The 13,294-nt window shown below is 72.7% G+C and carries 11 protein-coding genes; 6 read left to right on the forward strand and 5 right to left on the reverse strand.

Features of this window, described 5'->3' with window-relative positions; genetic code table 11:
• Position 1: 1 nt before the first annotated feature.
• The 4 genes from atzF to B5557_RS35890 are packed head-to-tail and all read right to left on the reverse strand — an operon-like array spanning position 2 to position 6,614.
• Positions 2 to 1,657, reverse strand: coding sequence for an allophanate hydrolase (atzF, locus tag B5557_RS35875; protein WP_079663386.1), 1,656 nt, complete (start codon positions 1,655 to 1,657; stop codon positions 2 to 4).
• An 18-nt stretch (positions 1,658 to 1,675) separates the two neighbouring features.
• Entirely contained in the window at positions 1,676 to 5,194 is a 3,519-nt protein-coding gene (locus B5557_RS35880; RefSeq protein WP_079663387.1) for a 5-oxoprolinase/urea amidolyase family protein, read from the reverse strand.
• The gene (locus B5557_RS35885; RefSeq protein ID WP_079663388.1) at positions 5,191 to 5,793 is read right to left on the reverse strand and encodes an urea amidolyase associated protein UAAP2; all 603 of its coding nucleotides are present in this window, start codon (positions 5,791 to 5,793) and stop codon (positions 5,191 to 5,193) included. Before B5557_RS35885 ends, B5557_RS35880 begins: the two co-directional genes overlap by 4 nt.
• Complete coding sequence (locus B5557_RS35890; protein WP_079663389.1) at positions 5,790 to 6,614, reverse strand: urea amidolyase associated protein UAAP1; 825 nt, start codon at positions 6,612 to 6,614, stop codon at positions 5,790 to 5,792. Before B5557_RS35890 ends, B5557_RS35885 begins: the two co-directional genes overlap by 4 nt.
• Before the next feature lie 153 nt (positions 6,615 to 6,767).
• On the opposite strand from B5557_RS35890, the gene B5557_RS35895 reads away from it, so the two are divergent.
• The 6 genes from B5557_RS35895 (at position 6,768) to B5557_RS35920 (ending at position 12,316) form a co-directional block, all read left to right on the forward strand.
• On the forward strand, positions 6,768 to 7,394 hold the full coding sequence (locus tag B5557_RS35895) for a TetR/AcrR family transcriptional regulator (RefSeq protein WP_079663390.1): 627 nt from the start codon (positions 6,768 to 6,770) through the stop codon (positions 7,392 to 7,394).
• Positions 7,395 to 7,756: 362 nt separating this feature from the next.
• Positions 7,757 to 9,331: a sensor histidine kinase gene (locus B5557_RS35900; protein ID WP_079663391.1), complete on the forward strand. Its 1,575-nt coding sequence runs from the start codon at positions 7,757 to 7,759 to the stop codon at positions 9,329 to 9,331.
• Positions 9,328 to 9,735 carry a roadblock/LC7 domain-containing protein gene (locus tag B5557_RS35905; RefSeq protein WP_079663392.1) on the forward strand — a complete coding sequence of 136 codons (408 nt, stop codon included), beginning with the start codon at positions 9,328 to 9,330 and terminating at the stop codon, positions 9,733 to 9,735. Before B5557_RS35900 ends, B5557_RS35905 begins: the two co-directional genes overlap by 4 nt.
• Positions 9,732 to 10,160: a DUF742 domain-containing protein gene (locus tag B5557_RS35910; protein ID WP_079663393.1), complete on the forward strand. Its 429-nt coding sequence runs from the start codon at positions 9,732 to 9,734 to the stop codon at positions 10,158 to 10,160. The genes B5557_RS35905 and B5557_RS35910 overlap by 4 nt, the downstream gene beginning before the upstream one ends.
• The gene (locus B5557_RS35915; RefSeq protein WP_079663394.1) at positions 10,141 to 10,761 is read left to right on the forward strand and encodes a GTP-binding protein; all 621 of its coding nucleotides are present in this window, start codon (positions 10,141 to 10,143) and stop codon (positions 10,759 to 10,761) included. Before B5557_RS35910 ends, B5557_RS35915 begins: the two co-directional genes overlap by 20 nt.
• A 58-nt stretch (positions 10,762 to 10,819) precedes the next feature.
• Positions 10,820 to 12,316 carry a cytochrome P450 gene (locus tag B5557_RS35920; protein WP_079663395.1) on the forward strand — a complete coding sequence of 499 codons (1,497 nt, stop codon included), beginning with the start codon at positions 10,820 to 10,822 and terminating at the stop codon, positions 12,314 to 12,316.
• Here the strand turns inward: B5557_RS35920 and B5557_RS35925 are convergent.
• Entirely contained in the window at positions 12,310 to 13,293 is a 984-nt protein-coding gene (locus B5557_RS35925) for an RluA family pseudouridine synthase (RefSeq protein WP_079665181.1), read from the reverse strand. The genes B5557_RS35920 and B5557_RS35925 overlap by 7 nt on opposite strands.
• Position 13,294 lies beyond the last annotated feature (1 nt).

Below are 13,294 nucleotides of genomic sequence, written 5' to 3' on the forward strand. Positions count from 1 at the left end.
CTCAGCGCCCGTCCAGATAGGAGCGCCAGCCGCCGTACTCCGTGATGTCCTGCGCCTCCTTCAGCGCGCTCGGCTCGCACAGGAAGCCGGGGACGCGGCTGCCGTCCGACAACTCCACGCTGCCCAGCGTCATGGGGCGGGGAAGCGCCGTCAGCAGGCGGCCCAGGCCCTCCGCCGGGAGACGCCAGACCTCGGCCTCGATCTGCGCGCCGCCCTCGCCCACGTGCACGAGGCCCGGCTTCGCCGGGGTCGTGCGCAGGGCGTGGAGGCGGTAGAGCGGGGCCGTCGTCGTCGTGCGGTCGAACACCGCGCCCAGGGAGAGGAGTTGGAGGTTCAGGGGCTGGCCCGTGAGGTGGGCGCCGACCACGGCGACGCGGGCCTGCGGTTGCAGCAGGGACGCGATGGTCGCCAGGCGTTCGTCCGTGAAGGCCGGGCCGATCAGCATGACCCCGAAGGGGAGGCCGTTCACCTCGCCGGCCGGGACGGCGGCCGCCGCCAGGTCGAACAGGTTCGTGGAGTTGGTGAAGCGGCCCAGGCGGGCGTTGGCGCCCAGCGGGTCGGCGGCGACCTCGGCGAGGGTGGGATGGCCGGGGGCGGTGGGCAGGAGCAGGGCGTCGGCGTCGGCGAGTTCGGCCAGGGCGCGGGTGCGCAGGGCCGTCAGGCGCTCGGTGTCCGTGTAGAGCCGATGGGCCGGGATGTCGCGGGCGCGGGTGATGATGCCGGCGACGGTCGGGTCCAGGCCCTCGCCGCCCCCGGCGAGCAACTTGTCGACAAAGGCGCCCACGGCGGTGTAGCGCTCGGCGACGAACGCGCCCTCGTAGAGCATCGCGGCGGCCTCGGTGAACGGGGCGAGGTCAAGGGTGCGGATCTCCGCTCCGGCCGTTCTGACCTGGGACACCGCGGCTTCGTAGGCCTCGGCCCAGCCCTCGTCCAGCTCGCCCAGCTGGGCCAGGGGCGGCACCGCGATGCGCCACGGGCCGGGGGCTCGGGCGGGTAGTGCGGGGAGGGGGCGGGCGGACGGCGACGCCATGTGGGCCAGGGCCCGCTCGGCCTCGGGGAGCGTGCGGGCGAACACCGTGACGCAGTCGATCGAGGCGCAGGCCGGGACGACTCCCTCCGTGGGGACCAGGCCGCGGGTGGGCTTGAGGCCGACGATGCCGTTGAAGGCGGCCGGGACCCGGCCCGAGCCGGCGGTGTCGGTGCCGAGGGCGAGGTCGACGATGCCGAGGGCCACCGCGACGGCCGAGCCGGAACTCGAACCGCCGCTCACCCGCGCGGGGTCGTGGGCGTTGCGGACCGCGCCGTGCGGGGAGCGGGTGCCCACCAGGCCGGTCGCGAACTGGTCCAGGTTCGTCGTGCCGAGCACCAGTGCGCCGGCCGCACGCAGGCGGGCCACGACGGGGGCGTCGGCGGCGGGCTCGTAGGCGTAGGCCGGGCAGCCCGCCGTGGTGGGCAGGCCGGCCACGTCGATGTTGCCCTTGACGGCGAGCAGCCGGCCGGCGAGCGGGAGGCGCTCGCCCCGCGTCAGCCGCTCGTCGAGCGTGCGGGCCTCCGCCTCGACCTCCTCCCGCGGCCGCAGGCCGATCCAGATCTCCGGGCGGTCGACGGCCTCGATGCGGGCGTAGGCGGCGTGGACGCGGGACAGAATGCGCGACATGCTCGTGCTCCTCGGGGTTCAGCTCGCGGCCGGGGCCAGGACGAGCAGTGCCGTCCCCGCCTCGACCTGGTCGCCGGGTCGGGCCAGGATCTGCGTCACCACGCCGTCGACCGGCGCGTGCACCCTGGACTCCATCTTCATCGCCTCCAGGGCGAGCAGCGGCTGTCCCGCCGTCACCTCGTCTCCGGGGGATACGTTCAACTGCCAGACGGACGCGGCGAATTCGGCCTCGATCAGGCGGCCGCCCGGCGGGAGGGCCACCTCGGCCGGGGCAGCGGGCGGCGCTGCCGCGGCCTCCGCCCGGGTGAACTCGCCCGCCGCCTCCCACGCGTCCCGCTCCGCCGCGAACGCGGTCCGCTGACGGGCCCTGAACTCCGTGATGGAGTCGGCGTGTTCGGCGAGGAAGGTCCGGTACTCGGCGAGCGAGAAGGTGCCCTCCTCGATGCGTGGCACGAAGCGGCCCGAGAGGATGTCGGCCCGCAGCGCGAGGAGTTCGTCCGCATCGACCGGATACCAGCGGATCCGGTCGAAGAAGCGCAGCAGCCAGGGCGAGCCCGGCTCGAACGCGCCGCGCTGCTGCCAGGGTGACCACACCTGGGTCGTCCGGCCCACGAACTGGTAGCCGCCGGGGCCTTCCATGCCGTAGACGCACAGGTAGGCTCCGCCGATGCCCACCGAGTTCTCGGCCGTCCAGGTGCGCGCGGGGTTGTACTTCGTCGTCACCAGGCGGTGGCGCGGGTCGAGGGGGGTGGCGACCGGCGCGCCCAGGTAGACGTCCCCGAGGCCCAGGACCAGGTACTCCGCGTCGAAGACCGTGTCGTAGACGTCGGCCACCGACTCCAGGCCGTTGACCCGGCGGATGAACTCGATGTTCCACGGGCACCAGGGGGCGTCGTCGCGGACGCCCGCCATATAGCGGGCGATGGCCTCGCGGGTCGCCGGGTCGTCCCAGGAGAGCGGCAGGTGCACGGTGCGGGAGGGCACGACCAGCTCGTCGGAGGGCGGCAGGGTCGCCGTCAACTCCCGGACGAGCGCGAGGAGTTCGCGCTGGGGGAGACGGCGGGGGTCCGTGCGGATCTGCAGGGAGCGGATGCCGGGGGTCAGGTCGGTGACCCCCGCCAGGTCGGCCTGCGACACCGCCTCCATCAGCGCGTGGACCCGCATCCGCAGGGCCAGGTCCAGCTGCATCGGCCCGAACTCGACCAGCAGGTTGTCGTCGCCGCTGCGCCGGTACGTCACGTCGCCGTCGCATGCCAGTACGCCCCCGTCGACGATCTCGGGGCGGGGCGCGCCGGTCACGTCCACCGGCCGGAAGCGGACCGTGTCGCCCGGGCGCAGCTGGCCGAGCTTCCAGCGCTCGGAGCTGAGCACGGTCGCCGGGCACACGAACCCGCCGAGCGAGGGGCCGTCCGGGCCGAGCAGCACCGGCATGTCACCCGTGTAGTCGACGGCGCCGACGGAGTAGGGGGTGTCATGGATGTTGGACGGGTGCAGGCCCGCCTCGCCGCCGTCGGTGCGCGCCCAGCGCGGCTTCGGACCCACCAGGCGCACACCGGTGCGGGCCGAGTTGAAGTGGACCTTCCAGTCGGCGGCGTAGAAGTCGCGGATGTCGTCCTCGGTGAAGAACTCCGGGGCCGCGTGCGGGCCTTCGACGGCGCCGAGGTGCCAGACGGAGGTGAAGGCCGGGCGGTCCTGCGCCCAGGCGTCCTCGGCGGGCCGCCCGGAGATCGTTCCGCCGTGCAGCACGTCCCCCGTCCGCAGCGCCCGGCCGCCGTGCCCGCCGAACCGGCCCAGCGTGAACGTGCTCGCGCTGCCCAGGAAGGCGGGGACGTCGAGGCCGCCCGCGCACAGGACGTAGGTGCGCAGGCCGTGCTCGCCGGGGGCGCCGATCTCCAGCAGGGCGCCGGCCGGCACGGTCACCGGCTCCCACTGCGCCACCGCCGTGCCGTCCACGGTGACCGGCGCCGGCGCGCCCGTCACACAGACCGTGGTGGCGTGGGTGAAGCGCAGGGCCGGGCCCTGCAGGGTGCACTCCAGACCCGGGGCGCCCTCGGGGTTGCCCAGCACGCGGTTGCCGAGGCGGAAGGAACGGTCGTCCATCGGGCCGGACGGCGGCACGCCGACCTGCCAGTGGCCGGTGCGGCCGGGCCAGTCCTGCACGGTGGTGAGGGTGCCGCCGGAGACGACCTCGATGCGCGGGGTCGGGTCGCGCACCTCGGCGAGGGTCGCCGTCGAGTGGGCCGCCGTCACGAAACGGGGGTCCGCGAGCGCCGCGCGCACCAGCCCCAGGTTCGTCTCGACGCCGTCGACCCGGGTGCGGGCCAGCGCCTCGTCGAGGCGGCGCAGGGCGTGCTCCCGGTCGGCGCCGTGGGCGATCACCTTCGCGAGCATCGGATCGTAGGAGGCGGTCACCTCGGTGCCCGTCTCCACCCAGCCGTCGACGCGCACCCCGGCCGGGAACTCGACCCGCGTCAACAGGCCCGCGCCGGGCCGGTGTTCGCGGCTCGGGTCCTCCGCGTAGAGGCGTGCCTCGACGGCGTGGCCGCGGGGCGGGCCGGGGTCGGCCACGACGTCCCGTTCGCCGCGCGCCAGCCGCAGCATCCAGGCGACCAGGTCGACGCCGTAGATCTCCTCGGTGACCGGATGCTCAACCTGCAGCCGGGTGTTGACCTCCAGGAAGTAGGCCTCCTCGCGGGCCGCGTCGTAGACGAACTCGACGGTCCCGGCGGAGCGGTAGTCGACCGAGGCGCACAAGTCGCGGGCGGCGGTGGCCAGTTGTTGTCGGAGGTGGTCCGGGAGTCCGGGAGCCGGGGCCTCCTCCAGGACCTTCTGGTGGCGGCGCTGGAGCGAGCAGTCGCGGTCGCCGAAGGTGACGACCCTGCCGTCGCCGTCGCCGAAGACCTGGACCTCGATGTGGCGGGCGCGCTCGACGAGCCGTTCCAGGAAGACGCCGGCGGAGGAGAAGGAGGCGGCGGCGACGCGCTGGACACGTTCCCAGGCGTCGGCGAGTTCGCCGGGGGAGCGGCAGGCGGACATGCCGATGCCGCCGCCCCCGCCCGTCGCCTTGAGCATCACCGGATAGCCGATGAGCCGCGCTTTCTCCAGTGCCTCGGTGAGGGTCGACAGCAGGCCGGTGCCCGGCGCCAGCGGCACCCCGGCCGCTTCGGCCGCCGCCCGCGCCGTGTGCTTGGCGCCGAACAGCTCCAGCTGAGCGGGGGTCGGTCCGACGAACACGATCCCGGCGTCGGCGCAGCGGCGCGCGAAGGCAGCGTCCTCGGAGAGGAAGCCGTAGCCCGGGTGGATCGCGCCCGCGCCGGAGTCCTTGGCCGCCTTCAGGACCAGGTCGGCGTCGAGGTAGGACTCCTTCACGGGGGCCGGGCCGAGCCGTACCGCCTCGTCGGCGAGCCGGACGTGGGGCGCGGAGCGGTCGGCGTCGGAGTACACGGCGACCGTGCGCAGGCCGAGCTCGCGGGCGGTACGGATGATCCGGACGGCTATCTCGCCCCGGTTGGCGATCAGCAGCGTGTCGAAGGTCATGCGCGCGCCGCCTCGGTGATCGTCATCTCCACCGCCGTCGGCTCGAAGCCGTTGCACGGGTTGTTGATCTGGGGGCAGTTGGAGACCAGCACGAGGACGTCCCGTTCGGCGCGGAGCGTGAGGGCGAGGCCCGGTGCGGACAGGCCGTCGACGATGCCGAGGGTGCCGTCCTGCTCGACGGGCACGTTCATGTACCAGTTGACGTTGGAGACCAGGTCCCGCTTGCCGAGGCCGTACTTCGCGCCCTCGGCGAGGAAGTTGTCCACGCACGCGTGCTGCGCGAACGTGTGGTGGCCGTAGCGCAGGGTGTTGGACTCCTTGGAGCAGGCGCCGCCGACGGTGTCGTGGCGGCCCACGGCGTCGGCGGTCACCGTCATCAGCGGGGTGTGCTCGTTCGACATCAGCACACTGCCCGTGGTGAGGAAGATGCCGCCCTGCGCGTGGATCGTGTCCGGCGCGCTGTAGCGCACGGCGGTGTCCTGGGCGTCGTACACGAGGAAGTCGACGGCCTGGTTGCCGTGCAGGTCGGTGATGGTCAGCGTCTCGCCGGCCCGGATGACGCGGGACCAGGCGGCGCGGGCCGGGACGACGGTCTTCATGCGAGCCCCCTCGCGGTGAGGAATTCGGCGGTGTTGAGGAAGGCGCGGCGGCCCTCGGGGGTGGCGTCCCACAGCGGGTCGCCCGGCCGGGTGGGCTCCGCACGCCAGGCGAGGACCTCCAGCGGGGTGCTGACGTACCGCGGGCGGGGGTCGGCCGGGTGCGGCACGTTGGCGATCAGGACCGTCACGTCCTGCTCGGCGCGCAGGGTGACGCTGCCGCCGGGACCCGCCGAACCGGTGAAGTCGAGGGTGCCGTCTCCGCGGACCGCCACGCCCTGGAAGAAGGAGAGGGAGGGCGGCAGGTCGCGCGGTCCGAGGCCGTTCTTCGCGGCGGCCAGCTTGAACAGCTCCCGGCCGGCCGGGGAGGGGGAGTGCGGGGCGCCGTCACCGTAGCGCTCGGTGTTGCGTACGAGGGTGGAGGCGCCGCACAGCGCGTCGTGCCGGCCGGAGGTGTCGGCGACCACCGACGCGAGGACCCGCCCCTGGTCGGACAGGAGCAGCACGCCCTCGCCGAGGTAGGCGTTCCACTGGACCTTGACCGTGTCGGCGACGTTCAGCCGCTCCCAGGGACGGCCGTCCACGTACAGCAGGAGGTGGGCGCAGGCGTCGCCGCGCAGGTCGGTCAGGCGCAGCTCGGTGCCGCGGGCGAGGACCCGGTGGGTGTAGTTGCCGCCCGCGACCGTCTCGGCCCACACCAGGCGGTCCGCCGCACAGGGCGGGTCCGGCCAGTCGGTCGCCGGGACGACGGGCATGGCGTCGGCGTGGGCGCCCTCCTGGGCCCGGGCATGCGCGCGGGCTCCGTAGGTCGTCTCTGTCGCCATCGGGGACCTCCGACTGAGGGACTGAGGGATGATTTCTGTCGCCCGACAGAAATTAGGGGCGGGTCGGGTCGCCGCGATTGCTGCCGCGTTGCCTGCGCGTTACCGGCCGCTCACGAAGATCGCTGTCCGGGGTCGTGTGCGAGGATCGAACGCATGGAGACGAGCGGCGGACGTCGAGTGGGCCGGCCCCGGGCCGCGCAGCGCCCGGACAGCGGGCTCTCGCCCCGCGCCGAACTGCTCGCGGCCGCCGCGGAGCTGTTCGTCACGCGCGGCTATGCCGCCACCACCACCCGGGCCGTCGCCGAGCGCGCGGGCATGCGCCAGGCGTCCATGTACCACTACGTCTCCGGCAAGGAGGAACTGCTCGCCGAGCTGCTGGAGTCGACGGTCACACCCTCGCTGGCGTACGCCCGTGAGCTGCTCGCGGACGATGTGCGGGCGGCCGAGGACCGACTGTGGGAGCTGTGCCGCGCCGACGTGGAGGTGCTGTGCGGCGGCTCGCACAACCTCGGCGGCCTCTATCTGCTGCCCGAGGTGCGCACCGAGCGGTTCGCCGGGTTCCATGCCGTGCGCGGCGAACTCAAGGACGCCTACCGCCAGTTGATCGCGGCGACGGCCGTGGGCGGCGCGCTCGCGAAGAGCGACCTGGATCTGCGCACCGACCTCGTCTTCGGACTCATCGAGGGCGTCATCCTCGTCCACCGCTCGGAACCCGACCGACCCGTCTCGGAGTTCGCCCGGGCCACCGCCGACGCGGCCCTGCGCATCGCGGGCAACTGACCACTCTCGGACGGAACTTGAGGGCACCTGGGGGTGCCTGAGGGTGCTCAAGGATGGTGGCCTCATCCGTCCCGGTGAACTGTTTCGCACACCCATGCACCGTCACGCACAGTGTTCGAACAAATCCCCAGCGTATAAATGGGTTTGAGGCTACTCCATGTGCGGAGCCGGTTTCAGAGGGTTGCTGAATATGACGCAGCGATGATCCGGTGAGACTAAGCTCGCCCGCGGCGCACCGAGTTGAGGTGTATTCGTGCGCCTGTTCCCAAATGTTCCGAAGATGCCGACAGATCCCTACAGAGGGTGCCCACATGGTGAGTGTTCAGTCCCCACCCGGTCGCCGAGAACTTCCCTACGCGCGCGTGCTGTTGCTGCCGGCGATACTGATGGCCGCGGCGACCGGAGCCGCCGTCGCCCTGGTGGCGACGCCGGCCCGGCTCGCCGTCGGCGTCTGCGGAACCGTCGCCACCCTCCTGGTGATCGCGGCGGGAGCCGAGTCGGTGCGTCGCGGCCGGCTGCTGCGCGAGTTGCGCGCGGACAAGGACCGGCGCATCGCGTACCTGGACGACTGCGTCGCCGGTCACGCGGAGGAGAACCGCCTCCTCGCCGAGGTGTTCGTGCCCAACGCGGTGGAGTGGCTGCGGGCCGGAAATTCCCCCAGGGAGGTGATGCGCGACCTCAGCGAGGACGACCCCTCGTTCCGTGCGCTCGACGACGCACAGCGCGCGGTGATCCGGAAGATCCTCGACATCGTCGACCACGAGGAGTCCCTGCGCGACTCCGCCCAGCGCTCCTTCGTCAGCATCGCCCGCCGCATGCAGGCCATCGTCCACCAACAGGCCGCGGAACTGCGGGAGATGGAGGAGGACCACGGCCGCAACCCCGAGGTCTTCGACGACCTGCTGCGCATCGACCACGGCACCTCGCTGATCGGCCGGCTCGCCGACTCCATCGGTGTGCTCGGCGGCGGCCGCCCCAGCCGCAACTGGCCCCAGCCCGTCCCGCTGTACAGCGTGCTGCGCGGCGCCATGTCCCGGATCCTGGAGTACCGGCGCATCCAGCTGGACTCCATCGCCAAGGTCAACATCCGCGGCCTCTCCGTCGAACCGCTCATCCACGCGCTCGCGGAACTCCTCGACAACGCCACCCGTTACTCGCCCCCGCAGGCGAAGGTGCACGTCAACGCCACCGAGGTGCAGACCGGCATCGCCATCGAGATCGAGGACGCCGGCGTCAGCCTCAGCGAGGAGTCGCGCGCCAAGGCCGAACGCATGCTGGAAATGGCCAAGAGAGGCGTCGACATCCAGGACGTCGGCGGCACCCCGCGCCTCGGTCTCGCGGTCGTCGGCCGACTGTGCACCTCCTTCAACCTGGAGGTCTCGCTGCGCAAGTCGGCCTACGGCGGCGTCCGGGTCGTCCTCATCGTGCCCAGCGAGATGCAGACCCTCGACCCCGCGCCCGGCTTCGCGCACGGCATCGGCGCCACCGCCGTACCGCAGATCGACCTGAGCCAGGTCGGCGAGGGCCCCAAGCGCCCGCCCAAGAGGCGCCGTCCCACCAACCCGCGCATCCCGGCCGGGGTCTCCCTGACCGACGACGAGGTGCCCGAGGTCACCGAGTGGACCGAGCAGGGCCTGCCGCAGCGGCGCAGCAAGACCACGATCTCCATCGTGCAGCGCTACCAGGAGGCGTACGCCGCCCAGGAAGCCGCGCGCCAGGGCAAGCCGGACCTGTTCGCGCAGCCCCGCCCGGAGGCCCTGCCCGCGAAGAAGAAGCATGAGCCCGGAGTGGCGTTCGAGGCCTTCTGGGACGGCCTGAAGAAGGTGGCTCCGCCCGGCCACCACCCCACCGACTTCACCCGTAATCCCACCGCATACCTGCACCTGATCGAAGACAAGGCCAAGCCCGAGGCCGACGACGAAGGGGACCTCACGTGATCCAGCAGCGCCAAAACTTCGACTGGCTGCTCAAGGAGCTCTACGACGGCGTTCCGGGCATCGAGATGATCGTGGTGCTCTCGGCCGACGGTCTGCGCATCGCCCGCTACGCCGGTGACCCAGACGCCGCCGACCGGGTCGCCGCCGCCTGCGCGGGCGTGCAGAGCCTGGCCGCCGCCGTCGCCCAGGAGATCCAGGCCAGCGACGGCGAGATGAACATGGTCGTCATCGACCTGAGCGGCGGCTACTTCTACCTGATGTCGGCCGGCGACAACGCCTACCTCGCGGTCCTCGCCGACGTGCGCTGCGAGGCCGGCCGGATGAGCGCCAGCATGCGCGACCTCGTCGTCCGCATCGGCGCCCACCTCACCAGTCCGCCCCGGCGCAACGGGCAGAGCGTATGACGCCTCCGCAACGCCAACGGCGACAACCCCTGCCGGAACTGCTCCCGCCGCCCCCGCCGCCCGCACCGGCCGTGCAGCCTCCCCAGGAGGGGGAGGGCGAAGGCAAGAACCCCGAACGGCTGTACATCATCACGGGCCCCGACGGCGAGCGCGCTCCCGTCGACCTGGTCACGTTAATCGTGGCGTGTGCCGAACCGCCCTCCTCGGCCACGCCGGAGCAGACGGCGGTGCTGCGGATGTGCGGCGCCCCGCTGTCGGTGGCCGAGGTGTCGGCGTATCTCGGTCTCCCGTTCAGCGTGGTGACCGTGCTGCTGACCGAGATGCTGGCGGCCGAACTCGTGCAGGCGCGCGCCCCGATCGTCCGGCAGCAGCTCCCTGACCGTTCCCTTCTCGAAACGGTGATGAATGGACTTCAACGGCTCTGACACCCTTCCCGGCCCACGGGCCGAGGACTATCTCCCGCACACCACCACGGCCGCGGCGAAGATCGTCATCGTGGGCGGCTTCGGCGTCGGCAAGACCACCATGGTCGGCTCCGTCAGCGAGATCAGGCCGCTGACCACCGAGGAGACCATGACGCAGGCGGGCATCGGCGTCGACGACAACTACGGCTCCGAGACCAAGACCGCCACCACCGTGGCCATGGACTTCGGCCGGATCCGCATCACGGAACAGGTCGTGCTCTACCTCTTCGGCACGCCCGGCCAGGAGCGCTTCTGGTTCCTGTGGAACGGGCTGTTCGAGGGCGCGCTCGGCGCGGTCGTCCTCGTCGACACCCGCCGCCTCGAGGTCAGCTTCGAGGTCATGGGCCGGCTGGAGGAGGGCGGCGTGCCCTTCGTCGTCGCCGTCAACACCTTCCCCGACGGGCCCCGCTACCCCATCGAGGAACTGCGCGGGGCCCTCGACCTGCCGCCCGAGATCCCGATCGTGGAGTGCGACGTCCGCCGCCGCGCCTCGAGCCGCGACGTCCTGATGACCCTCATGCGCTTCCTGCACAACCTGGCCCTGAGCCGCAGCCTCACCTGACATCCCACCGCACCACTTCCCCCCGACACCGGATCCATCACAGTTTCGGAGCGACCCTGTGACTCCCGAACACCCTGTCCCCACCGGTCCGCGCGATCTCGCGCTGGACCCGCCGCCCGGCTGCCCCGCGCACAACCGGGGCCCCGGCGGGCTGGCCCGCCTCTACGGCGCCGGCGCGGAGGACCTCAACGAACTGTACGAGCGCCTGCGCGACGAGCACGGTCCCGTGGCGCCGGTCCTCATCCACGACGACCTGCCGATGTGGATGGTCCTCGGCCACGCCGAGAACCTGCACATGGTGCGCTCGCCCTCGCAGTTCTCCAAGGACAGCCGCATCTGGTCGCCGCTGGTGCAGGGCAAGGTCAGGCCCGACCACCCGCTCATGCCGCACATCGCCTGGCAGCCCATGGCCGCCCACGCCGAGGGCGACGAGCACAAGCGGCTGCGGGGCGCGGTCACCGCGGCCATGGCGACCATCGACGACCGCAGCGTGCGCCGCTATATCAACCGCTCCAGCCAGCGCCTGGTCAACCGCTTCTGCGAGGAGGGCCGGGCCGAACTGGTGGGCCAGTTCGTCGAGCACCTGCCGATGGCCGTCATGTGCCATGTCCTCGGCATGCCCGACGAGTACAACGACCGAATGGTCCAGTGCGCCCGCGACGCGCTCAAGGGCTCCGAGACCGCCATCGCCAGCCACGAGTACGTCATGGGGGCGCTGACCCGGCTCACCGCGCGCCGCCGCGCCCGGCCCGAGGAGGACTTCACCAGCCACCTCATCAGCGACCCGGCGAACCTCACCGACGAGGAGGTCCGCGAGCACCTGCGCCTGGTCCTCTTCGCCGCCTACGAGGCCACCGTCAACCTGCTCTCCAACGTGCTGCGCATGGTCCTCACCGACCCCCGGTTCCTCGCCCGGCTCAACGGCGGCCAGATGACGGTGGCGGAGGCGGTGGAGCAGTCCCTGTGGGACGAGCCCCCGTTCAGCACCGTCTTCGCCTACTTCGCCAAGCAGGACACGGAGTTGGGCGGTCAGCGCATCCGGCGGGGCGACGGCCTGTTCTTCGCGCCCGCCCCCGGCAACGTGGACCCCCGGGTGCGCCCCGACCTGTCCGCCAACATGCAGGGCAACCGCTCCCACCTCGCCTTCGGCAGCGGCCCGCACGAATGCCCCGGCCAGGACATCGGCCGCGCCATCGCCGACGTCGGCGTGGACGCGCTGCTGATGCGGCTGCCGGACCTGCAACTCGACTGCGCCGAGGACGAGTTGCGGTGGACGATGTCCATCGCCTCACGGCACCTGGTGGAACTGCCGGTCCGGTTCGGCCCGAAGGACCAGCAGGACGTCAAGCACAAGCCGAGCCACGCCCCGAGCCACGCCCCGATCCCGCCGCAGCGCATGACGCGACCGGTGAGCACGGAACCGCAACCCGCCCCGACGCCCACCCCGGCGCAGGCGGCCGCGCCGCAGCCCGAGCCGACCGCCCCGACGCCGACGAGCCCGGCCCGCAGGGCGAACGCCTGGCGGCGCTTCCTGTCCTGGTGGCGCGGCTACTGAGCGACGCCCGGTGACGTGGTGGCGGCCGGGCCGTCGAGCCAACTGCCGTACGACGCCCAGGCCTCGAGCACCCGGCCACTGCGCAGCCGGTGTTCCGTCCCGGTGACCGGATCGGTGAACTCCAGCTCCCGCGCCAGCAGTTGCAGCGGGCGCCGGAAGTCGCCGGCCGGCACCGGGGCGGCCACCTCCGGATAGAGCGGATCGCCGAGGATCGGCACGCCCAACGCGGCCATGTGCACCCGGAGTTGGTGGGTCTGCCCGGTGTCGGGCACCAGCCGGTAGCGGGCGAGACCGTCCGCACGGTGCTCGACCGGCTCGACTTGACTGACGGCGTTCGGCTCGCCCGGCACCTCCCGGGCGGCCAGGACGCCGCGCTCCTTCACGATCCGGCTGCGCACCGTCACCGGCCACTCGCGCGAGGCGTCGTGGGGCGCCACGGCCTCGTACACCTTGCGCACCCGGCGGTCGCGGAACAGCGTCTGGTAGGCGCCGCGTTCCTCGGGGCGCACGGTGAACAGCACAAGCCCTGCGGTGAGCCGGTCGAGGCGGTGCGCGGCGCCCAGCGCGGGGACGCCCAGCTCCCGCCGCAGCCGGGCCAGCGCGGTCTGGGTGACATGGCTGCCGCGCGGAGTGGTGGCCAGGAAGTGCGGCTTGTCGACGACCACGATGTGCTCGTCCCGGTACACGATCTCCAGCGGGAACGGCACCGGCGCCTCGGCGGGCAGCTCACGGTGGAACCACACGAACATCCCCGGCACGTACGCTGCGTCCGGCGCCACCGCCGCACCGTCGGCGCCGACGACGAGCCCGGCCGCCAGCATCCCGTCCACCACCCCGGGGCCGGCCCCGCCGAGCCGCTCCACCAGGTGCTCCCGGACGGTGGCCCAGGCGCCCTCGCCCGGCAGCCGCACCCGCACCGCGTCGATCCCGTCGCGCTGGGGCAGCGGGGAGGGCGGGGGAGGGGTGCGGCGTCTCATC

Origin of the sequence: Streptomyces sp. 3214.6, from assembly GCF_900129855.1 — a bacterium.
Taxonomy (GTDB): Bacteria; Actinomycetota; Actinomycetes; order Streptomycetales; family Streptomycetaceae; genus Streptomyces; species Streptomyces soliscabiei.

Excerpts from the sequence above, each read along its gene's own strand:
- B5557_RS35890 (WP_079663389.1), bottom strand. The coding sequence starts at position 6,614 with ATGGCGACAGAGACGACCTACGGAGCCCGCGCGCATGCCCGGGCCCAG.
- B5557_RS35910 (WP_079663393.1), top strand. The coding sequence starts at position 9,732 with ATGACGCCTCCGCAACGCCAACGGCGACAACCCCTGCCGGAACTGCTC.
- B5557_RS35915 (WP_079663394.1), top strand. The coding sequence starts at position 10,141 with ATGGACTTCAACGGCTCTGACACCCTTCCCGGCCCACGGGCCGAGGAC.
- B5557_RS35885 (WP_079663388.1), bottom strand. The coding sequence starts at position 5,793 with ATGAAGACCGTCGTCCCGGCCCGCGCCGCCTGGTCCCGCGTCATCCGG.
- atzF (WP_079663386.1), bottom strand. The coding sequence starts at position 1,657 with ATGTCGCGCATTCTGTCCCGCGTCCACGCCGCCTACGCCCGCATCGAG.
- B5557_RS35925 (WP_079665181.1), bottom strand. The coding sequence starts at position 13,293 with ATGAGACGCCGCACCCCTCCCCCGCCCTCCCCGCTGCCCCAGCGCGAC.
- B5557_RS35880 (WP_079663387.1), bottom strand. The coding sequence starts at position 5,194 with ATGACCTTCGACACGCTGCTGATCGCCAACCGGGGCGAGATAGCCGTC.
- B5557_RS35895 (WP_079663390.1), top strand. The coding sequence starts at position 6,768 with ATGGAGACGAGCGGCGGACGTCGAGTGGGCCGGCCCCGGGCCGCGCAG.